The sequence below is a fragment of the Pseudoalteromonas sp. LC2018020214 genome, from assembly GCF_016598755.1.
GTDB classification, from domain to species: Bacteria; Pseudomonadota; Gammaproteobacteria; order Enterobacterales; family Alteromonadaceae; genus Pseudoalteromonas; species Pseudoalteromonas distincta.
The window spans coordinates 109,966-125,098 of sequence record NZ_CP066804.1; the positions used below are offsets into that span (position 1 = coordinate 109,966).

Here is a 15,133-nt window from a genome sequence, read left to right on the forward strand (position 1 = left end):
CGCCTTTTTTAATGCTTGTTAGTTTAATTGGCTTATTAATAAACTAAAGAATGCTTCTTTGTTGTTGCATGTTTGTGCATTTAAAATAAGTTGCTCGCCTAGTGCTAATGTTTGTTTTTGCACTGTAAGGCGCGCATTGTCATCACTAATACTATCTATATCGCTTACGTGCGCAAGCCCAATAGTACGCCTAATTAACTCAGCACCACAGTAACCAGCAGCATCTTGCAATACGTTTTTCATAAAGTATTGCGCATAGCCTACTGGCGCTAGTGATTCATCTAATGTTTTAGTGCGTATTAATTCAAGCCATTGCTGCTCAAATAAACTATAGGTGTCTACGATACAGCTAAGTAAATGTGTTTGGTAATTACGACGTGCTACAAAGTCTTCAATATGCCCTGCTTGTGCGCAGTAATTCAATAGTAAATTACCAATAAAAGAGCCAATATCGAACCCAATAGGCCCAAAAAAGCCAAACTCCGGGTCAATCATCTTTGTATTATTACAATCAACAAAAATGCTACCGCTGTGCATATCACCATGAAGTAATGTTTGCGGGTTAGATAAAAAATTAGCTTTTAGTTTTGCTATTTCTAACTTCAATGCGTTGTTTTTTTGTATTGCGTCAACTTCGTTTTGTAGTTGCTTTGGGTAGTTATTGCGTTCGTGCTCAATGTACGGATCGCTAAAAAATAAGTCTTCAGTGATTTGGCAAAGCTCAGGATTAGTAAATTGGCTAACGAGTGCTTTTTTAGTTTGCGCGGTTAAGTAAAAATCTGAATTATAAAAGCCGGTGTGGCTTAAGTAGGTCGCTACGTGCTGCGCTAATTTAGGGAATTGCTCTGCATTATTTTGTGCAGTACGCAATATTTGTAAATTACCTAAATCTTCTAAAATAGTCAGCGCTTGCATTTCACTATAATGTAAAACATTAGCAGTATAAGTAGGGCAAATAGCACCATGGTTAAGTAAAACTTGTGCTTCTATACGGGCTCTATCAAGCGTTAATGGCCACGACTCACCCACGCAACGCGCGTAAGGCAGAGCTTGCTTTAAAATAACACTATTGTTTTGCTCATCAGTAATTCTAAATACTAAATTAAGATTGCCATCACCAAACTCATATGCCGATAAGGTTTGTCCGGAATCAAAAAAATTACATTGTTTAGATTCAATTAATGTCGATACGTAATCGATAGCGCGCTGTGCATTAAAAGCAACATAGTTAGTCATGGTTTAAATCTCAAAAATCAGCTTTTAAGCATTCTATACTTTTAAATGTTTAGATGTCTACAAGTCTAGCTTGAGAGTTATTCAAAGTGGTGTAAAATAACGTTACGCATTTTTAATACCTTAAGCATTATGCAAAACTTAATCGCAAGCAGTTTAAAATATGAAAACGGGTCGCTTAGTGTGCTCGACCAATATTTACTACCTCACCAGCAGGTATGGCATCAGTGCCATGATGTAGAAACCATGAAAGAGCTGATCATTAACTTAAAAGTGCGTGGAGCCCCACTTATTGGTTTAGGCGCGAGCTTGTTAGTGGCGTATTTAGCTGAGCAAGGGGTAGTGAAAAGTGAGCTTGAAAAAGCAATCAATGAACTAGAAGCCACTCGTCCAACGGCGGTTAATTTAATGCATTGTATGGCGGCATTGCGAAAAGCTTTAACGCAAAGCGATTATGTTGCCGGTATTGTTAGTACTGCTGAGCGGTTGTTTATTGAAGATATTGAGCTGTGTGAACGAATGGCAAAACGTGGTGCCGAGCTTATAAATAGTGGCGACAACATATTAACTCATTGTAATACAGGGGCGCTTGCAACCGCTGGTATTGGTACTGCACTGGGTGTTATTCACAAAGCGCAGCAAAAATATGGCAACGTACATGTGTGGGTTGATGAAACACGACCATTATTACAAGGCGGTCGCTTAACGGCCTTTGAGCTTGAGCGCTGGAAAATTCCGTACACATTAATTTGCGATAATATGGCGGCAAGTTTAATGGTTGCAGGTAAGGTGGATAAAATAGTGGTAGGGGCTGATCGTATTGCTGCCAATGGTGATTTTGCCAATAAAGTGGGCACCTATAATTTAGCCGTACTTGCGTATTTTCATAACATTCCATTTTATGTAGTTGCGCCTATTACCACGCTTGATACCAACACCGCGTGTGGTGGTGATATAGAAATAGAGCAACGTAATCCTCAAGAAGTGCGCGGAGTTAGCGGTAGCTTTGGCGAGGCTTTATGGGCGCCCACTAATGCTAATGTGTATAACCCTGCATTTGATATAACGCCGGCAAAGCTGGTCACAGGGTGGGTGTTAGATACTGGTGTGTATAACCAGCAACAAGTATTAATGGGTAAACTTAAAGAGCTAACTCAATAATATGCGACTGAATTCTGAAAGAAACTCAGAGGTACTATTTAGGTAGTTGGGGTAGGCTTTTTCTATAGATTTCAAGTCGCTCCCTGCTACCAGAAGCACGTTATTGTGAGTTTGTTTTTCTTGTTCGGCGTAATGTGTTAGAGCTTCTTGCTTTTTATTCTCTGCATATAAAAAGACTCGACCCATTTGTGTTTCTGTGTTGTGAACGAGTAAAGCAAAGCCTGTATCTTTCGATTTATTTTTAATTTCGTCAACTTGGAATGCGCGATTAAATGCATCAAGCTTATGAAATGCGGCTAGCTTTTTATTTAGTGCCGAAAGCTCATCAACAAAGGCCTGCGATTGTTGTGAACTTAATTGATTTGAACCATCTTTGACTGCAAGAAACTCACCCATGATAAAAAATAATCGCTTCCAATCTGTGTCGGCTGCTTGGGGATTAGTTTTTAGTGTTTCTTTTTCAATAATATCTACAATTTCAACAGTAGTAGCCCAAAGGTGCTGAAGCCTAGTGCGCAACTGAACTTCAATTTGAAAGCCTTTATAATCGTGAGATTTTAAATTGTTATAACTTTTATAAACACGATGAATACCTCTATAGCCTGTCGCTTTTGGGTTTTCAATATAATCATATGATTTAACGCTATGAACTGCTCTACTCGAATCTAAACTGGCGTTGAGTTGATATAGATGCTCTAGATTATCTAAGATTACTCGGCAGCCACCTATGTCGTGCATTCGCTTCAGATTTATTGCGTTTTCACTTTTACCATCCAACGAGGCTCTTTGTAACTTATCTATAATAGTTGGCAAGCGCTTTAAGCGTCTAACTATGGTCGCCGATTCTAGCAAATGAAGCTTTTTTACATGTTTCCATACAAGATTTTTAATAATAGTCAGCGGATATAAATGTGCTGCACGATAGTTCTGTACAACCTCTATTGCAAAGTCAAAATCACCTTCATTTTTACGAAAAATACGACCAGCCTTTTCAACTTGCTTACGTGAGTAGGCTAGTTGTTGTTTAGACTTTTGATATTGTTCGTTCACCATTAGAAAGTTACTCTTTATCAGCTGCATTACTAAAATAATATTACAGAGTTAAGTGATTGAAGTCATCCTGCAAATTGCATAAATACGCTTATAGAAAATATAGTTTAGGCATGCGTGCACTGAGCTTTATTAATCGAGCAAGGGAAATTGATCTGCAATAGACGAGTCAGTACTTTTTGCTACCCAGCCCTCTGTATTGTTAAATAAGCGAATGGCAGTAAACTCAGGGTCGCTTCCCATATCAAACCAATGCGGGGTAAGTTCAGGCACTGAAATTAAATCGCCTTGTTGGCAAAGTACCTGGTAAACCTTATTGCCTAAATGAAGGCAAAATAGCCCTTGGCCTTTTACAAAAAAACGCACTTCGTCTTCACTATGAGTATGTTCAAATAAAAACTTTTTGCGCAGCTCTGATGCGCCAAGATTACCTTTAGCTAGAGATATAACGTCTACTGTTTGATAGCCATTTTCGGTTTTTAACCGATCTATATCGCTTTTGTACGCACTAATAATTTGCTCATGGGTGGTGTGCTCATTAATATCTGCATTTGCTTGCCACTGTTCAAAGCGTACGTTTACTTTAGCTAGTTGCTTTGCAATATCATCAGCATTTGATGTGCTTACAAGTGCTTTGCTTGCATCGTTGTCAGCATATATTGTTAATTGGCTCATACTAATTGCTCCAATTTAAATTGGCTAAAGTCATTAATATAAGGGTGAGCTTTAGTGCTTGCTTGCCCATCACGAATTAAATGTAGTGTTTTTAAGCCTGCAGCTTGCGCGGCATCAAGCTCGCCGGCTACATCACTTAAAAAGAGTATTTCTGCTGCTTTAAACGGTAACAGCTCAACAATGGTGTTATAGGCCATTTGCTCTTGTTTTGCGCCAACTTTGGTGTCAAAAAAGTCAGTAAACAAGCTGCGAATGTCGCCATAATCACTGTATTTAAAAAGTAGCTGCTGCGCTTTTACTGACCCTGACGAGTACACATATAAAGCTATATCGTTGTTGTACTGAGCTTGTAAAAAATCAAATGCATCTGGGTATAAATGACCTTTAAAATCACCGTGTTCATACCCTGTTTGCCAAATTAAGCCTTGTAATTGCTTAAGTGGAGTGATTTTTTTATCTTCATCAATCCAGGTAAGTAAAGTGCTAATGACTTCTTCAATATCGGCGTTTGGCTTTTCGATAAGCGCTTTTACGGCACTAATTTGCTCAGCTACATCTGGCTTATTAGCATTGGCACGTACAAAGGTAGGTAACTGTTTTGCTGCGTAAGGAAACAACACCTCTTTAACAAACGAGATACGGGTTATTGTGCCTTCGATGTCGGTTAAAATGGCTTTAATCATTTAGTTACTCCCGCTTGAATACCTATTATTTTTAGGCGTTCTAGTTCGCAGCTAAATAAAAACTCTAAGGCTTCTAGGTGGCGACGAACTTCATCAATATTACGTCCTACTGCATATAAACCATGGCCACGTATCAGTACGCCATGCTCTATCGGCGTATGTAAGTGATGGTCACTGACCAGCAGGCTTAATCGGTCAATATCTTGATCGTTATCGAAAATAGGAATGCTCAGCGTTTCTAAATGCGAAGTAAAGCCGCTCAGTGCCTTTTGCATTTCATAGCCTGTTAAATCAAGCTGATGCCCTTGGGTAATTTGCGACAGTACGGTAGCGGCTACAGAGTGAGTATGCAAAACACACTGTGCATCAGGTATAAGCTGATACAAACTTAGGTGTAACTGTGTTTCTGCCGATGGTTTTACAGCTCCTGCTAGGCGCTCGCCTTGGTGATCTAATTGCAAAAAATGCTCTTGCGTCAGTGAGCCTTTATCGTGCCCACTTGCTGTAACAACAAAGCCAGTGCTAGTACGAGCTGAAAAGTTTCCGCCTGTTGCGGGTACCCAGCCTTTTTGGCTAACCCATTTTCCGGCTTCAATAAGTTGTGAAATAGCGGTATTGTTTTGCATACATTCCTCACTAATGGGCGTAAAGTTAATTGTTTTTAGACGGCTATACTTCTGTTTTAAGCAATGATAGCATCGCTTTAAGCGCAAAACCATCATTAAGGGCATCTCGTGTTTGAAAGTAAATTACCAAATTTAGGCGTTAGTATATTTAGCCAAATGAGTGGGTTGGCTAATGAGTTTTCGGCAATTAATCTCTCTCAGGGCTTTCCTGAGTTTGATGCTCCTGATCTTTTAAAAACGCAGCTAAATTATTATGTTCAGCAGGGCGTTAATCAATATTCACCTTCAAGTGGTGTACCACGATTACAGCAACAAATTGCTGATTTAGCAAAGCGCAAATATGCAGTTGATATAAACGCGGCTGATCAAGTGACTGTTACCTCAGGTGCAACAGAGGCATTGTTTGTGGCTATTCAAACAATTGTACGCCCCAGTGATGAAGTGATTGTATTTGACCCTGCATATGACTCTTACCAACCGGCAATTGAACTCGCTGGTGGAAAGTCGGTACACATTGCTTTAAGTGCGCCAAATTACACCATTGATTGGCAAGTAGTAAGCCAAGCAATTACTAAAAATACCCGTGCAATTATTATAAATACGCCTCATAACCCAAGCGGTAAAATATTACAGCCAAAAGATATAAAAGCGCTTAAAGAGTTAGTTGGTACTCACAATTTGTATGTAATAAGCGATGAGGTATATGAGCACATTACGTTTGATGAACAACCGCATTTAAGCGTATTACGCGATGATGAATTATTTGCCAAAAGCTTTGTTGTATCGAGTTTTGGTAAAACGTTTCACAGCACGGGCTGGAAAATGGGTTACTGTATTGCACCTGCCGATTTAGCTGTCGAATTTAGAAAAATTCATCAGTACGTTACGTTTTCAAGTTTTACCCCCGCACAGCATGCGCTTGCCGATATGCTCGAGCAGCAAGGTGAGCATATAGATGAGCTAAGCGGGTTTTATCAGCAAAAACGTGACTTATTAGCGAGTCATTTAAGTAACAGCCGTTTTAAAATTTTACCTAGCCAAGGCACTTACTTTTTATTGTTAGATTACAGCGATGTATCGGATTTAAACGATGTTGAATTTTGCCATTGGTTAGTTGAGCAAGCCGGTGTTGCGGCTATTCCGTTAAGTGTTTTTTATCAAAATCCACCAACCGACAAAGTAATTCGTTTATGCTTTGCTAAAAACGACAACACTCTCATAGAGGCTGCGCAAATATTATGTCAACTTTAACCATTACAGCATTGCAAAGCTCGCTTTATTGGCTTGATAAAGATGCTAATTTAGCCATGTTTAATAAACAGCTTGAAGCAATTACGCATCAGCCCGATCTTATTTTACTGCCCGAAACATTCTCGACTGGCTTTGCTATCAATTTCGATTGTGCAGAGCCTGAAAACGGTAAAGTACTGACGTGGTTAAAGGCGCAGGCTCATAAACATAATGCGGTTATTGCCGGTTCGGTACTTGTTGCACAAGGCGATAAAAAAGCGAATCGGTTTTATTGGGTAAAACCCGATGGTGAGGTGAGTTATTACGATAAACGCCATTTATTTCGCTTAGGCAGCGAGGGCGATTACGTTGTAGCAGGGCAAGCGCGCAAAGTTTTTGAAATCAATGGCTTTAAACTATTACCGCAGGTATGTTATGACCTGCGTTTTCCGGTATTTCAACGCAATAATAACGACTACGATGTAATGATAAACGTAGCAAACTGGCCTGCTGTGCGCCGCCATATTTGGGATACGTTACTTATGGCGCGTGCAATGGAAAACCTATGTTACGTAGTAGGTGTTAATCGCGTGGGGGAAGACGGTAATGGTGTGGCGCACAATGGCGGTACAGCGGTATACGACTTCAAAGGTGATGCGTTAACTAAAGCGCAAGATGACGCAGAGCAACTAGTTACTATCACGCTTGAAAAAGCGCCATTGGATGAGTTTAAAGCGGCGTTTCCTGCCTATTTAGACGCAGACCCTTTTACATTAGTATAAACACGTTAATTTAGCGCAGAGCCAATAAAGTGTTAAAATAGTCGCTGATATTTTTGTTGGCGGCTAATGTACATTATGAACACTTTAATCACTCCTGTAATTTTAGCAGGTGGCATAGGCTCTCGCTTGTGGCCGCTCTCTCGCCAAGCAATGCCTAAACAATTTTTACCACTACTTAGTGAAAACACGTCATTACTGCAAAGTACATTGGCGCGTGTTTCTAATGAGTTGTTTGATAATGCTATCTTAGTGTGTAATGAGCAGCACCGATTTATTGCCGCCGAGCAAGCTGAAAGCTCAGCTCCTACTGCATTATTACTCGAACCCAAAGGTAAAAACACCGCGCCTGCTATCGCATTAGCCGCCCATTATGCACTACAAAATGGGATCACTGGTCCGCTATTAGTGATGCCTGCCGATCATCATATTGAAAACTTTGATGTATTAACAGCTAAGCTCTCAGAAGCTGTAAAACTTGCTGAGCAAGGTAAGTTAGTGACGTTTTCGATTACTCCTACAGAGCCGCATACCGGTTATGGTTATATAAAACAAGGCGCGGCTATTGCCGGTACGGGTTGTTACGATGTTGCTCAATTTAAAGAAAAGCCTGACTTAGATACAGCGAACCGTTATTTAGCTCAAGGTGGTTATAGCTGGAATAGCGGCATGTTTTTATTTACCCCAGCGACCTATTTAAAAGAGCTCGAGCGGTTTGCGCCAAAAATAGCAACGAGTGTCGCTGCAGCGGCGCAATTTACCAAAGATTTAGGGTTTACCCGCCCAAGTAACAGTGCGCTTGAACACTGCCCAAGCGATTCAATTGATTACGCCATTTTAGAGCGCAGTAATAACGTAGTTGTTATGCCTGTTGATTTAAAATGGAGTGATGTAGGTAGTTTTTCATCCCTTGATGCGCTTACAAAAAAAGATGAAAACGGTAATAGCTTAAATGCTAATTATATGGCTCAAAAAAGCACTAATAACTTAGTTATTAACGAGGCTGAACACACTATTGCCACGCTTGGAGTAAGCAATTTAGCAATTATTCATACTCATGATGCCACGTTAATTGCAAACCAAAATGAGCTAGATTCTTTGCCTTTGTTGCTTAAGAAAATTGCTACAACACAGGCTGATAAACTTAATCATCATCAAGTGGTTTTTCGTCCATGGGGGAATTACCGTACTTTGGTTGAAGGCACTGGCTTTAAAGTTAAAAAAATTACTGTTACCAGCGGTGCTAAGCTTTCGACGCAGCGCCATCAGCATCGCGCTGAGCATTGGGTGGTGGTTTCGGGTATTGCAGATGTGTGTATTAATGAGCAAGCGTATACGCTAACGCACGACCAATCGTGTTATATCGCGGCTAAGCAAATTCATAGTTTGGCTAATAACCAAAAAGAGCCGTTAATTGTCATTGAAGTGCAAACCGGTACTGTACTTGATGAAAGCGATATAGAGCGATTTGATGATAAATATGGAAGAGGCTAATCATTAGCTTTTTTTAAAGCTAATTCACTATTACTCTAACTGCCCACGCACAAACTTTAAATATTGCTCTAAGCTGCGTTGCCACAGATCCAACGCTTCATCAAGCATGTCGTTATGTGGCTTTTTATCGAGTAAACGGCGCTCTATTTTTTTAAGCTCAATACCATAGCGATTAAAACCAAGTTGCAGAGCGGTACTTGCTTGGCGATGTAAAAGTTTAATGCATTGCTCTGGTTGTTGGTCAATAAGCTTTTGACAGCGAATTAGCTTGTTACGCGCCGAAAGCACAAATTCATTATAAATCGACGATACTTCATCTTCACTAAATGAGCTGGTGAGTGTTTCGGCCGCTGTTTTGTCATACAAGGTATCAATAAGCTCTACTGCAATGCTCGCAGTTTGATTAGATTGAGAGTCGCTAAGTGCTTGGCGAAGCTTTTCATGCTTAATAGGCTTGCCTACAATGTCTTTTATTCCTAATTCTAAATACTCTTTTACCTCGTCAGGACTAAGGCTTGCAGTAAACGCGAGTACTGGCGTTCGTTGATTTTTATGATCAATGCGTTTTAGACGTTTAAGTACTTCTTGGCCTGTTAAATCAGGTAGGTTCATATCAAGCAAAACAACATCGAAGTGGTGGGCTTGCATGAGCTCTATGGCGCTTTTTCCATCTTTTGCGAGCTTAATTTTGTGTTCATCGTCGGCCATAAATTCTATAGCAATTTTTTGATTTAAATCTAAATCTTCAACCAGTAGTACATCAAGACCTGTTAAGTAATCTTTAGTTTGATGGCGCTGCTCTACAAGGCTTAATTCACCTAAAGTAAAAGTAACGGTAAAGCTAAATACACTACCAGTACCAAGCTGGCTGGCTATTTCGAGTCGGCTACTGAGTTTTTCAAGCAGGCGACTGGTAATAGCTAAACCAAGGCCGGTTCCGCCTTTTTCTTTGCCTGCGCTACTTTGTACATAAGGTTCTGTTAAGTAGGCTATCTCATCATTTTCAATACCTGGCCCTGAATCTTTTACACTAATTTTTATCGTGTGCTCAAGTTGTTTTTCTAATACTAAATCAACCTGAATTTTAACGGTTCCGTGATCTGTAAATTTAATAGCGTTACCGACTAAATTAATAATTATTTGTCTAAGTTTTTGTTGGTCGCAGTAATAACAGGCTTGCTCAGGGATATTATAGATAAGCTCAAATTTTAGCTGCTTTTGCTCGGCCATAGGGCTTAGTAATAAACATAAATTATTAAGCCATGTTTTAAACTCTACATCTTCTTCGTAAAGCGCTTCGTCACTTTGATCTAGGCTCGCGTAATCAAGGACCTTATCTACCAACAAGTTAAGTGATTCGGCAGAATTTATAATCGCCTCGCAATAGGCTTTATTGCGGGTATCACTTGTTTGGTTCATAACAAGTTGGGCGCTGCCTAAAATACCGTTTAGTGGGGTGCGAATTTCGTGGCTTATTGTTGATAAAAAGAGCCCGCGTATTTCTAAGTCTTTTTGTGCTTTATCGGCGAGTTTATTGAGGTGCTGCTCTCTGCGCTCATTACATAATAACGCCATACCTGCAGCATAAAACATGGGTGCAATTACGCCATTTAAAAATAGCAAAGAGCTAAACCAGCCGTTTACTAAAAGATTTTTTTGTTCAATGTTATCCATAAATAACGAGCGGCCAATAAAGCTCAAAGCAACAAGCGTTAAAATGGTTATGTATACAATGCTGCCATTAGGATAGGGTTTGCGCGCGTACTTAATAAATATAAAGAGTAAAAAACCGGCTTCTGCTATGTGCTGTATATCGGATGCAATCACTCTTTCGTGTAAAGATGGGTCAAAAAAGGTGTAATAACCAAGCATTACAGTGCAAAAAGCGGTCACTGAGCAAAGTAATTTAAAACCAATACCGTGATAATTTAAAAACTGACTGAGCGATAAACAATGCACTATTGATGCGGCAAACATCATGCTACTGGCAGCGCTAATAATCACTAAATTATGTGTATCACCAACAAGAGTAAAACCAATAACAGAGCCTAAAAGCAATATAGGATAGAAAATGTATAGCAGCGTGCCCGATATTTGTTTGTTCGTTCGCCATGTTAAAAAGTTAAGTAAGGTCATTACAACCATGATGGCGATGCTGGCAAAATAAAGAGTGAAAGAGTCGAGCATTAATATTCCAGCAAAGTAGTTTTAAACTAAGATTATCAAAAGTATACACTTATACCAATTATCAAAACAGATCACTTAGGCAAGCAAATTGGTATTAAATCAGTGTGTAACACATACAAAAACAGACACCTAAGTGTCTGTTTTTAATTTTAAACTAAATATATGATTAACGAATTTCATCAGGGATATTTTGTTGTGCCCAAGATAGGAGCTCAATACGGTTACGACATTTAGTTTTTCTAAATGCGCTATATAAATGTGTTTTAACTGTGTGTGGACTGATACTTAAATCTTCTGCGATTTCTTTATTCTTCGAACCTTTACTCATTAGTGAGATTATTGCTTTTTCTCGCTTAGTAAGTTTAACAGGCTCAATATCGCCTTCGGTTAGTTTATGCAGCGCATCTTTATTAAATTGCAGCATACGATTTAATGCATTACACATAATATCGCGACGGTACCAAAGCTGATCTTCAAGTAGTAAGCGAATACCTTTCATTAATACATCGGCGTTATCTGTTGTGTAAAATACGCCACGAATACCGCTCAACAATGCACGATTAGCAAGCTCAGGGTTTTCGTCTAGATTAAATAATATGATATCGCATTTAATACGTAGGTTTACTAGTTGTTCTTTTAGTTTTCCCCATGCATCCTTGCTAGATGTTTCGATAAACAAAAGTCGAGTCCCTTCAGGTATATCTAAAATATTAGTACCCGTGGTTACGTCAAGGCCTTGCGTTTTTAACAAAGGTTCTAAAACGTTAATACCAATAGTGTTAATTGGCTCTTGATCTAATAACAAAAAGGCTGAACTGCTCATGTTTTTATACTCTTTTATAAAGCTGACTGTTTAAGTTTATCACGACTTCCGCACCTTTTGTATTAGAAAGTCGCTGAAGCACTCAATAACAAATACGATTTTACGATTATTTAAACATAAAATGTTGCAAATAAGTAACTATTTATTCTTTATAACCATGAAAAATCATAACATTTGTAACTAATTGGCTGAGCAGAATAGTTAGATAAAAATCTTTAATTAATTTACTTTTTTTACATTTTGGTAAGGTGGCCATCCCATTTCTTTACCGCCAAGCATATGTAAATGTATGTGATAAACGGTTTGTCCACCATGTTCGTTACAGTTCATAACCACGCGGTATCCGTCCTCAGCAAAATTGTGTTGCTTAGCTAATTTTGCCGCAACAACGTATAAATTGCCTATTAAATGTGAGTTTTCAGGATTTATATCATTTATAGTAGCAATTGCTTTTTTGGGGATAATTAACACATGAAATGGCGCTTGTGGATTTATATCTTTAAATGCGAGGGTGTCTTCATCTTCGTAGACAATGTCAGCCGGAATTTCACGATTAATTATTTTGGTAAAAATAGTCTCTTGGCTCATAGTGTGTTCCTAATTAAGTGTTATGAATTTTAAGCTCACTAATGACAAACTTTCAAAGCAGTGTCAAACTGAAATCAAATAAAGGAGTTAATATGCTTAAACCAATTTTAATCAGTAGCGCAGTTGCATTACTACTTAGTTTTTCGGCTAATGCTGAAAACATTCACTTTCCAGAAGAAATTGTACCACTACAAGTGGGCGATAAAATGCTAGAAAGCTCTTTGTTTAGCCGTATTGATGATGTAGAGCTTGCGCCAGGAACTTACCAGCTTAGGCTAAAATATACCGATTTATATGAAGATGATTATGACACGCATGAAGTTGTGGAGTCGGAACCATTTTGGGTAAGTGTAACTGTTGAAGCAGGTAAAGATTATACCTTAGTGTTTAATCGTGCTGAAAATGCAGTATCTGCAAAAGTATTTGCAGAAGCACCACAAGTTAGTTTAAAAGCAAAAAGTAGCGCTGTTGCTAAGCCTTTAAGTGTTATTTCTAACACGCAGCTAGCAAGCAATAAACCGGTAATGCAAAATACAATGCCTGCAGGACCTTCTCGTCCTAGTCAGCCAATAAAGCCGATAGCACCCATTACAGGTAAAGGCATGCCAAGTGCGCCGCAAATGCTTGATTTTTGGTGGCAACAAGCCACAACTGCAGAGCGTAAAGCTTTTTTAGAAAAAGTGACAAAGTAGAAAAATAGCAAAACAAAAGGGCCAAATTTGGCCCTTTTTAGTTTCTAGTTAACGCTATTTATTCAAATAATGCGTCAATAGTACCTTGTGCAAGTGGGTGATACCCAGGGCGTGCTTTTAAGTACACGCTTTGTGCCCACTCTTTTTTACCGTTAGTGATAAGGGATTTATATAACGGGACAATTAATTTACGACGGCCAATACCTGATAAGTGCTTATCAAGTGCAGGGTAAATTGGTTGATAACCATTTCCTACTGCTAGCATAAACCAAGCAAATGCACGTTCGGCATTAGTTGACTGTGTTAGGTTAAATTCTGAGTCAAGCTCTACCATGTGCTCTTGGCTTAAATCACGTGGTAAGTTATTTAAAAAGTGTAGCCACTCATGCACAGACCAATCAGCTGTTGGCAGTTGAGCTGCAGTTGTGTCGCCTTTTAACCATGCTGCTGTTGCAGTATCTACTTTATCAAATGCATCAGAAGTAGGGTTTGGCGCATCACTTGGTAATCCAGGTTCAAAAATCCATTCGTTTACTTTATCCATGCTTACAACACCAGGATACTTTTCAATTAAGTTAGCTTTTAAGTAAGTAACAAATTGCGCGGTAGTAAGAGATTTAAACGAAAACTCTTTAAAGTACGCTTTTACAAACGGGTCAAATTTATCGCGACCATATTTGTTTTCTAGGTAAATTAAAAATAATTGACCTTTAGTATAAGGCACTGAGCTGAATGCATCGTCTGGGTCGCGGCCGTTAAGTTTTAAATTAAGGCGTGTATCTGGTGCATCAATTGTTTTAAGTTGTGCGCGTAAAGACGCTGAATCAAGTGCTTGTTCCATAACCGCACGGTCACGGCCAAATACTTCTTCCATAATGCGGTTTTCAACGTACGAGGTAAAACCTTCGTTTAACCATAAATCTTCCCACGTTGCGTTAGTTACTAAGTTACCTGACCAAGAATGAGCAAGCTCATGGGCAATAAGGTTAACTAAGCTTTTATCACCAGCAACAACCGTTGGAGTAATAAATGATAAGCGTGGGTTTTCCATGCCACCAAACGGAAAACTTGGTGGTAGCATTAATAAGTCGTAGCGACCCCATGCATATTCGCCGTACATCGCGTTTGTTTTATCGATCATGGCTTGGGTGTCGTCAAATTCAGCAACTGAGGCATCTAAAATTGTCGGTTCAGCAAATATGCCTGTTTGATGCGACATTGCTTTAAATTCTAAGTTACCTGCGCCAATAGCAATTAGGTAAGGTGAAATTGCTTGTGGCATATCAAAAATGTAGTCGCCATCTTTATAAAGCGCATCTTTGTTATCGGCACTCATTACAGCACGTATATCTTTTGGTGTATGAATTCGTGCAGAGTAAGTTACACGCATTGCGGGTGTATCTTGCACTGGGATCCAACTACGTGCATGAATTGCTTGCGATTGGCTGTACATAAATGGATGCGTTTTACTTGCCGTTTGCTCTGGTGTTAACCATTGCAGGCCTGAAGCTTCTGGACGACTGTTGTAATAAATACGAACTACTTCAGCTTGGTTTTTAAACACAATAGTAAGCTTTGAACCTTTAACGTCATCTCGCTTAGCTAAATCAAAAGTCGCTTTTTTCCAGTTACCGCTTTGATCTTTGTACATTACTTTATCAATGTCTAAGTCGCGGGTATCAAGTACGAGAGTTCTACTTTTGCTGTTGTTCCACTGAAGAGTATGCTCTACAAAACCTTCTAACTGCTTGTCGGCAAAATCGACATCTAAATCAAGGTTTAAGTGAGTAGTAACAACATCATCAAGGTTAGCATACGAGTTTTGGTCAATCGCATTAGCCATTGCTTGCGAACACATACCCGCCATAGCGAGGCTTAAAAAAAGAGGTTTAATTTTCATCATTACTCTGAA

14 protein-coding genes are annotated in these 15,133 nt (G+C 39.2%); 5 read left to right on the top strand and 9 right to left on the bottom strand.

The genetic code is table 11. The features are described 5' to 3' along the window. Positions 1-18: 18 nt before the first annotated feature. Positions 19-1,236, bottom strand: a complete 1,218-nt coding sequence (mtnK, locus tag JG479_RS00520) for an S-methyl-5-thioribose kinase (protein WP_004334942.1) — start codon at positions 1,234-1,236, stop codon at positions 19-21. Positions 1,237-1,365: 129 nt separating this feature from the next. Between mtnK and mtnA the strand changes: the two genes are divergently transcribed. After that, positions 1,366-2,394 carry an S-methyl-5-thioribose-1-phosphate isomerase gene (gene mtnA, locus JG479_RS00525; protein WP_200219720.1) on the top strand — a complete coding sequence of 343 codons (1,029 nt, stop codon included), beginning with the start codon at positions 1,366-1,368 and terminating at the stop codon, positions 2,392-2,394. On the opposite strand, the gene JG479_RS00530 is transcribed toward mtnA, so the two are convergent. The 4 genes from JG479_RS00530 to JG479_RS00545 all read right to left on the bottom strand — a co-directional run bounded on the left by JG479_RS00530 (position 2,383) and on the right by JG479_RS00545 (position 5,428). Beyond that, positions 2,383-3,447 carry a RelA/SpoT domain-containing protein gene (locus tag JG479_RS00530; RefSeq protein WP_004334940.1) on the bottom strand — a complete coding sequence of 355 codons (1,065 nt, stop codon included), beginning with the start codon at positions 3,445-3,447 and terminating at the stop codon, positions 2,383-2,385. The genes mtnA and JG479_RS00530 overlap by 12 nt on opposite strands. A 129-nt stretch (positions 3,448-3,576) precedes the next feature. Further along, positions 3,577-4,119, bottom strand: a complete 543-nt coding sequence (locus JG479_RS00535; protein ID WP_200219721.1) for a 1,2-dihydroxy-3-keto-5-methylthiopentene dioxygenase — start codon at positions 4,117-4,119, stop codon at positions 3,577-3,579. Continuing rightward, positions 4,116-4,802 (bottom strand): acireductone synthase, encoded by a 687-nt coding sequence (gene mtnC / locus JG479_RS00540; RefSeq protein ID WP_004334938.1) that lies wholly within the window; start codon positions 4,800-4,802, stop codon positions 4,116-4,118. The genes JG479_RS00535 and mtnC overlap by 4 nt, the downstream gene beginning before the upstream one ends. After that, positions 4,799-5,428, bottom strand: coding sequence for a methylthioribulose 1-phosphate dehydratase (locus tag JG479_RS00545; RefSeq protein WP_004334937.1), 630 nt, complete (start codon positions 5,426-5,428; stop codon positions 4,799-4,801). Before JG479_RS00545 ends, mtnC begins: the two co-directional genes overlap by 4 nt. A 108-nt stretch (positions 5,429-5,536) precedes the next feature. On the opposite strand from JG479_RS00545, the gene JG479_RS00550 reads away from it, so the two are divergent. The 3 genes from JG479_RS00550 (at position 5,537) to JG479_RS00560 (ending at position 8,931) form a co-directional block, all read left to right on the top strand. Continuing rightward, positions 5,537-6,679 (top strand): methionine aminotransferase, encoded by a 1,143-nt coding sequence (locus JG479_RS00550; RefSeq protein WP_200219722.1) that lies wholly within the window; start codon positions 5,537-5,539, stop codon positions 6,677-6,679. Next, entirely contained in the window at positions 6,667-7,440 is a 774-nt protein-coding gene (locus JG479_RS00555) for an amidohydrolase (protein ID WP_200219723.1), read from the top strand. Before JG479_RS00550 ends, JG479_RS00555 begins: the two co-directional genes overlap by 13 nt. 75 nt (positions 7,441-7,515) lie before the next feature. Next, on the top strand, positions 7,516-8,931 hold the full coding sequence (locus tag JG479_RS00560) for a mannose-1-phosphate guanylyltransferase/mannose-6-phosphate isomerase (protein WP_200219724.1): 1,416 nt from the start codon (positions 7,516-7,518) through the stop codon (positions 8,929-8,931). Positions 8,932-8,961: 30 nt separating this feature from the next. Here the strand turns inward: JG479_RS00560 and JG479_RS00565 are convergent, their stop codons facing one another. The 3 genes from JG479_RS00565 to JG479_RS00575 all read right to left on the bottom strand — a co-directional run bounded on the left by JG479_RS00565 (position 8,962) and on the right by JG479_RS00575 (position 12,529). Then, positions 8,962-11,118: a response regulator gene (locus JG479_RS00565; RefSeq protein WP_024606307.1), complete on the bottom strand. Its 2,157-nt coding sequence runs from the start codon at positions 11,116-11,118 to the stop codon at positions 8,962-8,964. Positions 11,119-11,284: 166 nt separating this feature from the next. Then, entirely contained in the window at positions 11,285-11,941 is a 657-nt protein-coding gene (locus JG479_RS00570) for a helix-turn-helix transcriptional regulator (protein WP_004334929.1), read from the bottom strand. A gap of 219 nt (positions 11,942-12,160) precedes the next feature. Beyond that, entirely contained in the window at positions 12,161-12,529 is a 369-nt protein-coding gene (locus JG479_RS00575; RefSeq protein WP_197121680.1) for a histidine triad nucleotide-binding protein, read from the bottom strand. 92 nt (positions 12,530-12,621) lie between these two features. On the opposite strand from JG479_RS00575, the gene JG479_RS00580 reads away from it, so the two are divergent. Continuing rightward, positions 12,622-13,221: a DUF2057 domain-containing protein gene (locus JG479_RS00580; RefSeq protein ID WP_004334921.1), complete on the top strand. Its 600-nt coding sequence runs from the start codon at positions 12,622-12,624 to the stop codon at positions 13,219-13,221. 58 nt (positions 13,222-13,279) lie between these two features. On the opposite strand, the gene JG479_RS00585 is transcribed toward JG479_RS00580, so the two are convergent. Next, positions 13,280-15,121: a M1 family metallopeptidase gene (locus JG479_RS00585; protein ID WP_039488662.1), complete on the bottom strand. Its 1,842-nt coding sequence runs from the start codon at positions 15,119-15,121 to the stop codon at positions 13,280-13,282. Positions 15,122-15,133: the final 12 nt, after the last annotated feature.